Source organism: Nocardia colli (assembly GCF_008704205.1).
Taxonomy (GTDB): Bacteria; Actinomycetota; Actinomycetes; order Mycobacteriales; family Mycobacteriaceae; genus Nocardia; species Nocardia colli.
Map to the genome: position 1 here is coordinate 81,282 of NZ_VXLC01000032.1, position 11,903 is coordinate 93,184.

At 63.1% G+C, this 11,903-nt stretch carries 10 protein-coding genes and 1 pseudogene; 6 read left to right on the forward strand and 5 right to left on the reverse strand.

The window, feature by feature from the left end:
• Positions 1 to 168: 168 nt before the first annotated feature.
• The 4 genes and pseudogenes from F3087_RS40750 to F3087_RS40760 form a co-directional block, all read right to left on the reverse strand.
• Entirely contained in the window at positions 169 to 1,377 is a 1,209-nt protein-coding gene (locus F3087_RS40750) for a cytochrome P450 (protein ID WP_150407524.1), read from the reverse strand.
• A 242-nt stretch (positions 1,378 to 1,619) separates the two neighbouring features.
• On the reverse strand, positions 1,620 to 2,321 hold the full coding sequence (locus F3087_RS46960) for an FAD-dependent monooxygenase (RefSeq protein ID WP_396897613.1): 702 nt from the start codon (positions 2,319 to 2,321) through the stop codon (positions 1,620 to 1,622).
• A gap of 49 nt (positions 2,322 to 2,370) precedes the next feature.
• Positions 2,371 to 2,805 (reverse strand): annotated as a pseudogene (locus F3087_RS47570) (FAD-dependent oxidoreductase); the annotation flags it as partial.
• 79 nt (positions 2,806 to 2,884) lie between these two features.
• Positions 2,885 to 3,217 carry a histone-like nucleoid-structuring protein Lsr2 gene (locus tag F3087_RS40760; protein ID WP_150407525.1) on the reverse strand — a complete coding sequence of 111 codons (333 nt, stop codon included), beginning with the start codon at positions 3,215 to 3,217 and terminating at the stop codon, positions 2,885 to 2,887.
• 172 nt (positions 3,218 to 3,389) lie between these two features.
• On the opposite strand from F3087_RS40760, the gene F3087_RS40765 reads away from it, so the two are divergent.
• From F3087_RS40765 to F3087_RS40785, 5 genes are all read left to right on the forward strand, one after another.
• Positions 3,390 to 4,145, forward strand: a complete 756-nt coding sequence (locus F3087_RS40765) for a class I SAM-dependent methyltransferase (protein ID WP_223885728.1) — start codon at positions 3,390 to 3,392, stop codon at positions 4,143 to 4,145.
• A gap of 179 nt (positions 4,146 to 4,324) precedes the next feature.
• Complete coding sequence (locus F3087_RS40770; protein ID WP_150407526.1) at positions 4,325 to 4,972, forward strand: TetR/AcrR family transcriptional regulator; 648 nt, start codon at positions 4,325 to 4,327, stop codon at positions 4,970 to 4,972.
• Between the two features lie 211 nt (positions 4,973 to 5,183).
• On the forward strand, positions 5,184 to 6,176 hold the full coding sequence (locus F3087_RS40775; RefSeq protein WP_396897614.1) for a DUF1702 family protein: 993 nt from the start codon (positions 5,184 to 5,186) through the stop codon (positions 6,174 to 6,176).
• Positions 6,173 to 8,089: a CRTAC1 family protein gene (locus F3087_RS40780; RefSeq protein ID WP_150407528.1), complete on the forward strand. Its 1,917-nt coding sequence runs from the start codon at positions 6,173 to 6,175 to the stop codon at positions 8,087 to 8,089. The genes F3087_RS40775 and F3087_RS40780 overlap by 4 nt, the downstream gene beginning before the upstream one ends.
• A complete protein-coding gene (locus tag F3087_RS40785) occupies positions 8,086 to 9,090 on the forward strand; it encodes a hypothetical protein (RefSeq protein ID WP_150407529.1) in 1,005 nt (334 codons plus the stop codon). Before F3087_RS40780 ends, F3087_RS40785 begins: the two co-directional genes overlap by 4 nt.
• A 29-nt stretch (positions 9,091 to 9,119) precedes the next feature.
• On the opposite strand, the gene F3087_RS40790 is transcribed toward F3087_RS40785, so the two are convergent.
• Complete coding sequence (locus F3087_RS40790; RefSeq protein ID WP_191094392.1) at positions 9,120 to 10,652, reverse strand: MFS transporter; 1,533 nt, start codon at positions 10,650 to 10,652, stop codon at positions 9,120 to 9,122.
• Between the two features lie 1,032 nt (positions 10,653 to 11,684).
• Here F3087_RS40790 and F3087_RS46970 point away from each other — a divergent pair.
• A partial coding sequence (locus F3087_RS46970) for a class I SAM-dependent methyltransferase (RefSeq protein WP_317983960.1) occupies positions 11,685 to 11,903 on the forward strand: 219 nt, incomplete at its 3' end.

Genomic DNA, 11,903 nt, shown 5'->3' on the forward strand with positions numbered 1-11,903 from the left:
CCGCACGTCACTCTCCGATTATGCGACGAAACCGACTGATGCGTCACCATAGTGTCGGAGTATCGGTGGGACCGGTCCCACCGATACTCGGTAATCAACTGGATCTCGAGCTCGATCCGCACGCCGTTGAAATCAGGTCGATGCCGTGGACGCGGTGAATGGCGGCATTCAGTGCGTGGAATCCCACGTGACGGGCAGTGCGGTGACCCCGCGGAGGAATCGGTTGGTTCGCCAGGAAACTTGGTCCGCCGGGACCGCGAGACGCAGACCGGGCAGGCGGTGGATCACGGTCGCGATAGCGGTCTGCATTTCGATCCGGGCTAGTTGGGCGCCGAGGCAATAGTGGATGCCGTGACCGAACGCCACATGGGGATTGGTGGTGCGATGGAAGTCGATCTCGTCAGGGTTTTCGAACACCTCCGCGTCGCGATTGGCCGACGCGAGCACGGTGACTACAGCATCACCGGCTTTGATGCAGCGGCCGTTCACTTCAAGGTTCTCGACAGCGATATTTGGTGAGTCAGCAGATGCGGCGAATGGCGTGATCCGGAGTAGCTCTTCGATCGCGGCGGGCACCAGATCCGGATCAGCGACGAGTTCATTCCAGTAGTGGCGATCGGCCAGCAGGGTGTAGAAGAAATTGCCCGTCTGGTTGGCAGTGGTTTCATGGCCCGCGAACAATAGGTCGGCTCCGAAGCCGATCATTTCCTGCTCGGTGAGCCGGTCTCCGTCGTCCTTCGCGTGGACCAGCATGCCGAGCAAGTCGTCGCTGGGCTCGGTGCGGCGTCGGGCGATCAGCCCGACCATATAATTGTTGTAGTCGCGGACGTGTTGCTCGATATTCCCGGCGGCGGAGGGGGCCATGATGCCGTCGGTGGTGGCGAGGAACTGGTCACGGTCACCCGGGGGCACACCGAGTAGGTCGCAGATGATCGTGATGGGTAGCGGCCAGGTCAGGGATGCGGCCAGGTCGGCGGGCGGCCCGGCCACGAGCATGGCATCCAGCAGGTCGTCGACGATCTGCTGGACGCGCGGGCGCAGCATCTCGACGCGACGCGGGGAGAACGCTTGGGCAACCAGGCGACGCAGGCGTCTGTGTTCCGACGAATCCATACGCACGATGGACGAGGGCGGAGCCTGGAACGCGGTTGGCCGGGGCGTGTCCCGGCCGGCCGGGACGGCGCGGCTGAATCGAGGATCGGCCAGCACCGTCTTGACGTCGGCATAGCGGGTGACCAGCCAGGCATCGCCGCCGTAGGGCATGTGGACCCGCAGTACCGGGTGCTCGGCACGTAATCCTGCCAGCCTGGGTTCGATGCTCAGCCGATCCGGTGGACCGAACGGATACTCGCACGCTTCTTCATCGATCTTCGTCATCCTCTACACACCTTTGTCAGCGATCACACAGTCGCAGCCACAGTAAGAAGGAATGTGCAGCGGCCGGAGTTGCATGACTTCCCGTGGGTGGAAAGGCCTGCCCACGAGCCCCGGCTCGCGACCCCGAACATGTTGTTCCGGCGCCGATGAAACCGGCCGGATATCGAATCCCGTTGCACGATCGAACTATCGACCACGACAATGTGCCGAGCTTTGATCAGCTTCGAGCAACGGCGGTACTTTCAGTAATACAAACTTGACCTGTGTAATCGCAGTCGCGGTAGCGCGAGTTGGGTGGGGGCATTGGCGAGCCAGAAACCCGCGGGCCAGATCGCTGGTGCGAGGTGCGCGGCGATCACCCGCTGTGCGTGGGTGATTCGATCTTCGCCGCGCATCACGCGCAGACCTTTCGAGGACGCGGCGCGGTTGCGCAGTCCCCAGGCGCGGCGGTCGGTAGCGCAGCGTTCGATGGCTGTGCGTGCACGATCACGACTGGCTGCGGTCAGCGCGTTCGCGATGGCAGTGGCGGCGTCGGTGGCGTCGAACACTCCGGAGTTCAGGCCGCGCCCACCCCATGGGGCGAACAAGTGCGCCGCCTCGCCCGCGAGGATGACACGGCGGTGCTGGTCGGTGTAGGTATCGGCAACAACCTGGTGGAAGCGGTACATCGAGACCCACTGGATGTGCTCGGCGAACCAGGGGTCGACCACCCGGGGAAGCCATTCCCGCACTCCTGCGGGGCTGGACAAGTACTCGGCGTCGTCGCCCGGCTTGCATTGCAGGTCGATACGCATCCCACCGGTGAATGGCATGCACATGACATTGCGTCCGTCGAGTTCGGGCCGGTTGTATTGGAAGAACATCGGTCTGGTCGGCGTAGATCCATCGGGGTGCTCGTCGACGTCGACAATGATGAACGGGGTGGGATCGGTCGGACCGTCCATCTTGATGCCGAGCGCCTTGCGTACGGGCTGACTTTGCTCCGTCTGCGGCGATGACGTACGCAGTACTGATCTGCTCTCCGGATTCCAGCTCGATCATCGCCCCGTCGCTGTGGGTCTTGACGTCCGTGACCGGAACGGTCCAACGAAACTCGACACCGAGATCGATCGCCTCGGCGTAGAGGATCTGCTCGACCTTTTTCTGCGACAGAGTCCGAACCAACCGACTGGACCACGCAGGCGTGAGCCGGAGTTCGAAGATGCGCTTGTCGCCATAAAAGGTGTCCATGCCTACCAGCAGGGTGCCCGCGTCGGCGATTGCTTTGCCCATTCCTGGGCGGATCTTTTCCCAGCGTCGGAGCGTGGGGCCGAAGAACGCGATTGCCCGGCTGCCTGCGCGGACCCGGTCTTGTGCCTCGGCTTCCAATACCAGTACGCGCAGGCCTTTGCCCGCCAAAGCTACTGCGGCGGTCAGTCCGACCGGCCCGGCGCCGACGACAACGCACGGATACTGCTCACGCGTTGGCTGTGCCGACGAAACGTTTCATGCCTCCGACTGCGGTTGATCAGTTCTTCTTGTTGTATGCCGCAACTACGTCGGCCGCGATTCGGCCACGCGTGGAGACGTTGTGCCCGTGCTTCCTGGCCCATTCCCGGATCGCGACGGTTTGTTCACGGTCGATCGCCGACGCGGTCCGGCCGTTGCTGCTTCGCTTGGCCCGACCGGTCTTGCGCGCCTTTTCGATCCAGGGATCGAGCGCTCCACGAAGCTTCCCCGCGTTTGCTACGGAGAGGTCGATCTCGTAGGCCTTGCCATCGATCGCGAATTGAACTGTTTCGCTTGCCTTCGATTTGCCGTCGAAGTCGTCGACCAGAGTGACGGTAACATGCTTGGCCATGAATGCATCCTTCGGGTAGTCGCGAATATTCGAGAAAAATGCTAACCTCGTACTCGGAGGAATGTCAAACCGCTCGCTGATGGCTTCGGATTGTACGACGTGTGTTTGAAAGAGCATCGGATGCGGGGGTTGGCCGCAGATATATGTGGATTATCGATACACGCTCGAGCGTATGACCACGGGACGGAACGGCCGGGAGGCGATCGAGCGGTGGAGCCTGATTCCTCATGACGTGCTCGATGCAATGGAGCCCGAGGGAGGCTTCAGCAAGCGGCACCTGCTCAACCCGGTAATACTCGGAATGCTGGGCGATGTCGGCGGCCTGCGGATACTCGACGCCGCTTGTGGGCACGGTTATTTCAGCCGGATGCTCGCGGCGCTGGGCGCCGATGTCACCGGCGTCGAACCTGCCGCTGGGTTACTCGCCTATGCAATGGCAAAAGAACGAGCACTCGGGCAAGGCATGAACTACTTGAAAGCCGACCTCACCGAGCCTATTGATTTCTGCGAGCCGTTCGACGCGGTGGTGTGCAGCATGGTGCTCCCGGCGATCCCGGACTGGCGAACCGCGATGCGAACCTGCGTCAGCTCCGCCAAACCTGGCGGGACGATCATCATCTCGCTCAATCATCCTGCGTTCGAGGATCTTTGGCGAACATGGCGTGCGCACGGTGAGTACCGGGTGCGTCGGTACCTAGAGGAGTACGAGATCGCCGGCGACTACGCCCCGGATTTCCATCGGCCGCTGTCGTCCTATATCAACGAACTCGCGGCACTGGGTTGCCGGGTGCGCGAAATTGCCGAGCCGGGTCTCGATCCTGCTATCGCGGCGGCCGCAGCGATCACCGCGCCGGGCATCGAAAGTTATGTCTACATGCCCAACTTCCTGGTCATCGCCGCTGAAGGCCCCTCGGTCATCCGCGAATAGCGCCGGCACCGAAGCTGACAGTTCCCATTTGTTCAAGACCCAAGGGTGTCGGCTCGCGACAATCCCAGCATGAGCGCCTCTGACGATGACGACAGCGGCGCGTTCATGCTCAGAAAGCGTTGTGCGGAGCGATACGCAGGCGAGTCCGAACTTTCCGCGCCGGCTGTCGGACCGCGGAGATGAACGATTCGGTGCGCCGCCGCGGGCGTCCCGCCAGGCTCTCGCAGGACGCGATCCTGCTGGCCGCGCAGGAAATAGTCGAGTCCGCCGGGATCGACGCCCTGACTATGCGGGCAGTCGCGGACCAGCTGTCCAGCTCGCCGATGGCGATCTACCGGCATGTGCGGGACAAGCAGGAGCTGTTGCTGTTGCTGCTGGACCGGGTCATCGCCACTCTCGAACGTCCCGAGTTGCCCGCTGATCCGCGGCAGCGGCTGGTGGTGTTGTGGCGATTCCTGCACGACGAACTGGTGGCGCACCCCTGGGTGGTCGGGGTGCTGGCCTGCGACTTTGGCGGTCGATCGATTCTGTGGTTGATCGAGGAGATATTGCAGGCCTTCCTGGCCTGCGGCCGCACGGTCGAACAGGCCGGAGCTGCCTATCGGGCGGTGTGGCAGTACACCGTCGGCGTGCTGACCATCCGAATAGCCGCCGAGCGCACCACTTCTGCCCTGGATCGCCCGAGCTGTCGCACCGCGACGATCGCCTCCGCAGACCCTGAGCAGACCCCCACGATCGCCGCTTTAGCCGGCGAGTGGCCGCACGCCTTCGATAATTACGACTTCGGGCTGCACGCACTACTCGATGGGCTGCTTCTACGTCCTTGACTCCGCTTCTCAGGATTGGGAACTTTGCGTTGGGTCCGGCGGCGGAGTTATATACAGCGGTAACGATCAGATGAGGTGATAGACAACTAGTCGAAGGCACATTCGGACGATATCGGCGCATTGTTATCGACAGGCGACCGGTCGCGATAGCTCATGCGTGCTTCCGGTGACGGCAAGTATGTGCCTTTGCATTCTAGGGAAAGGGACCGTGATGGGGTCGGGAGTTAAGCGTGGCGCACGCATTCCAGCTGTCATCCGCCGCAGAATGATGATTCCGGTACGTGCGATGGATTTCGAGGTCCGCGGTTTCAGATCCACCGATCCCGATCTGAGAGCCCGGCTGGAAGGCGTTTGCTCGAGCCTATTGGCGGGCTATAACCCGGTGATGCGGTACGGCGTTCCCGAGCCGCTCGAGGAGATCGAAAAACTCGACCCGGATATGCGGGGCTTCGCCTACGAAGGCGCGGCCATCGCCTGCGCCATGCTGGACGTGCTGACCCTTTCGCGCGGGCGCAACGTCCCCACCTTGCTGTCGAGTCCAACCGCACAGCATTACCCACAGCTCACCGCCATCGGTATCGGCCTCGGATTGGCCCAGCTGCGGAAATCCGGGTGGGGTGGTCTGGGCGAAGTCGACGGGTTGGATCCACTGGTGCGTTGGATGGCCGTCGACGGTCGCGGTTTCTGGGGCAGCTTCTTCCACACCACCAAATATCTGGCGACCAAGCGGACCGCACATCCGGTGCAGAGTCTCGCCGAGCAAGTGATGGACCAGGGTGTCGGGCGAAGCCTGTGGTTTGTCGAATGCGCGGATGTGCCGGCGCTCGGTAGGCGAGTCTCGACCTTCCATCCCTCGCGGCACGCGGACCTGTGGGCGGGAATCGGGCTTGCCGCCTGTTATGCCGGCGGCGCGGATGACGCCGGACTGGCCCAGATCATCGAGCTCAGCGGCGAGCACCGGGCCCAACTCGCGATCGGTGCCGCCACGCCGTCACGGGCCAGGGTCCTCAGCGGCAGCATTCCCGTCTTCGCGGAGCAGGCAACCAAGGCGTTCACCGGCGTGGACGTGAAAACCGCCGCGGGCTGGGAGACCGATGCGATTCGTGAGGTCGGACCGCACGCCGACACTGTCGCCGACTACCTGCGGATGCGCGAGCTGGTGCGCCGGAGCTGGTTGATCTCGACGGGCGGTGCCGTCTCGTGAAGCGTCGTCTGCGCCGCTGTCTGCCGGGCGCGCTCGGGCTGGTCATCGTGCTGATCCTCGGCGTGCTCATGCTGCCGGCGGGCCCCAGCCAGGCCGAGATCGACCGGCTTGCCGCGCGATTCCACTTCGACAGTTCGCCGCTGTCGACCGAACAATGGTCCGGCACCCCGCTCCGAAAGGTCATGCCCCACCTGGAACGGGTGAGCGCATGGATATCGGCGATCGGCTCGGGCGTTTCGCTCTACGACATCGACGGCGACGGACTGCCCAACGACATCTGCTTGGTCGATTCCCGATTCAACAGCGCGACAGTCGAACCCGCACCGGGGACTGGCGATCGCTACCCGAAAATGACCCTCGCCCCGGCCGGGCTCCCATACTCCGCAGACACGACGGCCCCGATCAGCTGTGCGGCAGGCGACGTGAACGAGGACGGGCTCACCGACCTCATCGTGTCCTACTACGGCCGGTCGCCGGTACTGTTCCTGCGCCAGCCGGGTGTCGCGCTCGGTTCGCCCGATGCCTTCGTCGCTCGTGACCTGGTCTCGCCGCCACAGATTTGGAACACCGATGCGGTCAACATCGCCGACCTGGACGGTGACGGACACGCCGACATCTTGGTCGGCAACTTCTTTCCCGACGGCGCACCACTGTTGGACACGACACGTAAGGACGATCCCGGCATCTACATGAACGACGGGTTCTCCCACGCCACCAACGGCGGCCACAAACACGTCTTCCTCTGGCAGGGCGCGACCGGCGGAAACGATCCGACCGTCACTTTCCACGAGATCGAGAATGTGTTCTCCGACGAGGTCTCGGGTGGCTGGACGTTCGCCGCCGGCACCCAGGATCTGAACGGGGACGGCTTGCCAGAAGTGTATTTCGCCAACGATTTCGGCAAAGACAATCTCCTGGTCAACCACTCCACGCCGGGACATCTGCGGTTCGACCTGGTCCGAGGTCGACGGACGTTCACCACGCCGAAATCCAAGGTCCTCGGCATGGATTCGTTCAAGGGAATGGGCGTCGACTTCGCCGATCTGAACGGCGATGGCTGGCCCGACATCATCGTCAGCAACATCACCTCGAATTACGCGTTCCACGAGAGCAACGAGGCCTACCTGAGCACCGGCGACATCGATGAACTGAGCCGCGGCGTCGCGCCGTATACCGATGGCAGCGAACAACTCGGCCTGTCCCAGTCCGGTTGGGGCTGGGACATCAAAGCCGGCGACTTCGACAACAGCGGCCAACCGGAGATCGTGCAGGCCGTCGGGTTCGTCCGCGGCGAGACAAACCGTTGGCCGCAGCTACAGGAATTCACCCTCGCGACCGATCCGCTGCTGCGAAACCCGGCATTCTGGCCGGAATTCGGGCCGGGTGCGGACTTGTCCGGCCACGAACAGAACGCGTTCTTCGTGCGCGCCGGAGACGGACGATTCGTCAACATCAACTCCGAACTGAATCTGCCCCAGCCCGGAATCAGCCATGGCTTGGCCCTCGGCGACGTAGACCACGATGGCAGGCTGGATTTCGCCGTGGCCAACCAGTGGGCCCCGTCCTATCTCATGCACAACACCGCACCGCATGTCGGGCAATACCTCGGCTTGCAGCTGCGGATGCCCGCGACCAACGGCCCGGGCACGGTACCCGCTATCGGCGCGTCCATCCGGGTGACCAGGCCCGACGGGAAGTCGCTGGTGAGCCAGGTGTATCCGGCCGGCGGCCATCACAGCGTGTCGGCGCCGGAGTCGATGTTCGGCCTCGGCGACAGCGCCGCGCCGGTCGTCGCGGAGATCCGCTGGCGCGACACCACGGGCACCCGGCACACCAGCGCCACAACCCTTGCTCCCGGCTGGCACACCTTGCTGCTGACCCCCGACGGACAGGCCACGGAGGCCGAAAAATGAGTCAGAAAGAAGCCGATCTGGTCGCCGCACAGCCGACCGAGCCGACCACGCGTCCGTCGACACGGCACAAGTTCCGAACTCGGGACAAGCGGATCCTCGCGCTACGTCAGTTCGCGATTTCGATCACGATCCTGACCGTGGTCGGCCAATGGTTCCTCGGCTTCGAGCAGGCGTGGGCCGCCCCGGTCGCTGGCGTGCTCACCGGATATGTCGTCGAACTGCTGATGGAATCTGTCGAAGCCTGGTCGCGCGGCCGGCGCCCGTATTACGCCGGGGGCGCGCTCGCGATGGTGGACTTCCTGCTCCCCGCCCATATCAGCGGATTGGCCTGTGCACTACTGATCTACGGCAACTCTCGGGTGTTGCCCACCGTTTTCACCGTGGCGGTGGCCATTGTCTCCAAATATGTCATCAGGGTGCGCATCGACGGGCGGCCGCGCCATATTCTCAACCCGTCCAACTTCGGTATCGGATTGACTCTGCTTGCTTTCCCCTCGGTCGGGATGCTGCAGCCCTACATGTTCGTCGAAACCCTGAGCGCCTCGGTGAGCTGGATCGTGCCGGTCGTCCTTCTCACTCTCGGCACCATGCTCAACGCGAGACTCACTGGTCGAATACCGATGATCCTGGCGTGGCTGGCGGGCTTCGTCCTGCAAGCCCTGGTCCGCGCCGTTCTGCAATCCCACACGGCTTTCCTCGGCGAGATCGTCACGATGGCCGGGGCGACCTTCATCCTCTACACGAACTACATGATCACTGATCCCGGCACCACGCCGCACAGTCGCCGTGGGCAGATCTATTTCGGATTGTCCCTCGCGGCAACGTATGGCGTATTCATGGCGTTGCACATCGTGTTCGCGTTCTTCTGGGCGCTGACCGTGGTCGGCCTGGTCCGCCTGGTCTGGTACTCGGGGCGCAATCATCTACCCACTGTGGCGGCGCTGTTCAGGACCCGACGGATGACTGCCGGAGCGGATTCGGCAGTCGCGGCTGCCAGTTGAAGGCCGGCGCCGACTATACGGTTCAGCGGCTAACGCGATGTGCCGCGCTCGAACTGGGCGGCGGTGATCTGTTCCAAAGATCGGTGACGCGTCTCCGGCCCGAATATGGTCAGCGCGAGAAAAGCCAGCGCCATCGGGACAACGCCGATGGCCGCACTCAATCGGATCGACGGCGCCGCTATCGCGGTGACCGCGGCCGCGAGGATGAGCACTCCGCCCGCCTTCGTCGCTCCGGCGGACAGGCCGCTGCTACGGGCTCGGATCACTGTCGGATAGAGTTCGGCCGTGTATGCGGCAAGTAGTGCGTTCAGCAGGCTGATACCCCAGATCGGAATCACCAGCAGCGTATACATCAACGCGTGATTATCGGCGACCCGGTCGCCCAGAGCTACGAATACCGATAACGAGATGGCCATCATCGCGGTAACGGCCAAGATGGTCTTCTTACTGCTCCAGAACCCGTACAGGAGCGCGAGCGGTATGCTCAACGGAAACCCGAGGGTGGCGGAGTTCCGGAGAATTGTGCTCGCATCGACCGCGGAGAATCCGATCCGCTGGAGATTCGATGGCATCCATTGCTGGAATCCGTATTGCGTGGTACCGATGCTGAGCGCAAGTAGTATCACGGCAGTCGAAAGTCCGATGAGTGGTCTGCTGAAAAACAATCGGAACCCGCTGTCCGGATCATGAGCGTCCCGGTATCCGGGATGAGATTCCACGATGGCGGCACCGTATCGGCGCATCACTGCGGTCGCCTCGTCGATGCGTCCGCGCATCAACAGGAATCGCGGCGATTCCGGTATCCACCGGTTGAGTACAAGGAGCAACAGGCCGGTGGGGAAGCCGATCAGCCACAGCATCCGCCACCCGAATCGATCCGGCGCCGCCCACGTCGCGGCCAGCCAGCTGACCAGGATGTAGGCACCCGCGATATCACTGCCGATGAGAACCATCATCCAGCCTCGATGCCTGCGCGGAACGGTTTCCGACAGCAGCGCGAAGGTAATCGGCAGCATGCCGCCGACGCCGAGTCCCATGGTGAAACACATGACCAGGTTCAGCCAATACGCCGGCATGGCACCGCACGTCGAGGTGGCGACGAAGACGACGGCGGCGAGCAGGATCGATGCCCGCCGGCCGACACGATCGCCCAACCAGCCCCAGATCAGCGAGCCGATCATGGTGCCGACGATCCCGGACAGTGGATACAACGCGATAGGCAGGGCCTGGGCATGTGGATGCAATGCGCTCTCGAGTCCGTATTCGGCAGCTGCGCCCGGAGCGGTGAACGCCAGTGCGACCGGCTTCATCACATCGATCGTCACCGCCGCCGCGAGAACGAATAAAAGCGCGATATGCGCCGGCCGGATAGGGGCGTCGTCGAGTGGCGTCACATCGACAGGCTCGGCCTGGCCGTTCGCGTAACGCTCTGCCGGAAACAGTCCATAGGCCGTGATTCCGACACCGACATAGGTCAATGCCATGCTGAGGATCATTCCTGTTGTTATCGGCATACCGGCGAGGTGGTAATGCATCGACCGGGCCTCGAAGAACATCGGCATCTGAAGCAGTGTGCCGATCGTCGTAGCCAGGAGGCCGAATCCGAAGGCGATCGGATGCCCGTACGAAACTCCCGTGCGGTGATGGCGGGCTGTGCTCGATTGCGACGACGGTGCAGGAGTGTGCGGAAAGCTCATTTTTGTGCTGCGTTCAGGTCGAATGGTGTGACTTGAAGCCGTGCATTCGCCGGCGCGATGGGCCACGTTGGCCGAATTCTACGTCTTCGTTTGGCCGCGGCTCAGAATGGGATTCCCACCGATGGATACGGCGTGTGCCTTGTCCCCAAGGGCGCATGAGTGCTGCCCTGGTAGTCGGCGTCGAGGCTCAATGCGGTGACCCGGCAGTATGTCAAGAAGGGTTTCTTTTGCTGGAAGGCAGTCTTTTACGTCGATACCATTGAGGTCGTTCCGTTTAGCTGCGCGGAACATGCTGAGACCACGGAAGGATCGGCATTGTCGCATTCCCCCTAGCGCGCCGATTTGGTCGTCAGCAGCCGAGACTCGGATCTGCGTTCACCCCGTCCGGGTCTCGTGCTGATGGCCTGTGAATTAACCTCAAAGGTATACGAATCGTACGCTGGGTTGCGTTTACTGGAGCATTATGGGCATGTCGGGAGTCTGGTAAGCCTTGGTCTTAGGCGGTTCCTCGAACGGAATCCCTATTCCCATCACTGGCAATAGGTTTGTGCTGTAGGACGCTTCGAGCGTGGATACTTATCGACGGGCGACACCGTTTGTCCTTCTTCGGTGTCGCCCTGTGCGGGCCGCGCAGATCTTCGCCCCCGATTCCACGGTGAAGGTCTGCGCTGGTCCCGTCGTTGGCATAACCCGCAGGGCTGCTGGCAGCCCACGACGACTTCGTATGCTTTGTCGCACTGGCCCTTTGCGACCGCGACGGCGCGAAATCGCCGGGACGCGACCCTGCCGGACGTGTCGCCCAGCGATGGCGCCGCTAGCTCGTTGGATGCGCCGGTCGCCTTGGCAGGCGTACCGGTCGGCGGCCGCGCAGAGATTCCGGATATCGCGGTGGAACATCTGCGTCGGCTCGACTCGAAGGGAGCGACGATGCGGACCGAAGACGACAGCTGGGACATCGTGAGCAGCGTGGGCGCGACCGCCCTCGGCGTCGCGGCGCTGCGCGCGGGCGAAAGCCGGCGGGCCGACGCGTTGTTCCACGATCCGTACGCCGAGTTGATGGTGAGCGCGGTCGGTTCGGCCGCGTGGACGCGGCTGAGTCAGAGCGATATCGGCGAG

Excerpts from the sequence above, each read along its gene's own strand:
- F3087_RS40785 (WP_150407529.1), top strand. The coding sequence starts at position 8,086 with ATGAGTCAGAAAGAAGCCGATCTGGTCGCCGCACAGCCGACCGAGCCG.
- F3087_RS40750 (WP_150407524.1), bottom strand. The coding sequence starts at position 1,377 with ATGACGAAGATCGATGAAGAAGCGTGCGAGTATCCGTTCGGTCCACCG.
- F3087_RS46960 (WP_396897613.1), bottom strand. The coding sequence starts at position 2,321 with ATGGACGGTCCGACCGATCCCACCCCGTTCATCATTGTCGACGTCGAC.
- F3087_RS40765 (WP_223885728.1), top strand. The coding sequence starts at position 3,390 with ATGACCACGGGACGGAACGGCCGGGAGGCGATCGAGCGGTGGAGCCTG.
- F3087_RS40790 (WP_191094392.1), bottom strand. The coding sequence starts at position 10,652 with ATGCCGATGTTCTTCGAGGCCCGGTCGATGCATTACCACCTCGCCGGT.
- F3087_RS40770 (WP_150407526.1), top strand. The coding sequence starts at position 4,325 with ATGAACGATTCGGTGCGCCGCCGCGGGCGTCCCGCCAGGCTCTCGCAG.
- F3087_RS40775 (WP_396897614.1), top strand. The coding sequence starts at position 5,184 with ATGGGGTCGGGAGTTAAGCGTGGCGCACGCATTCCAGCTGTCATCCGC.
- F3087_RS40760 (WP_150407525.1), bottom strand. The coding sequence starts at position 3,217 with ATGGCCAAGCATGTTACCGTCACTCTGGTCGACGACTTCGACGGCAAA.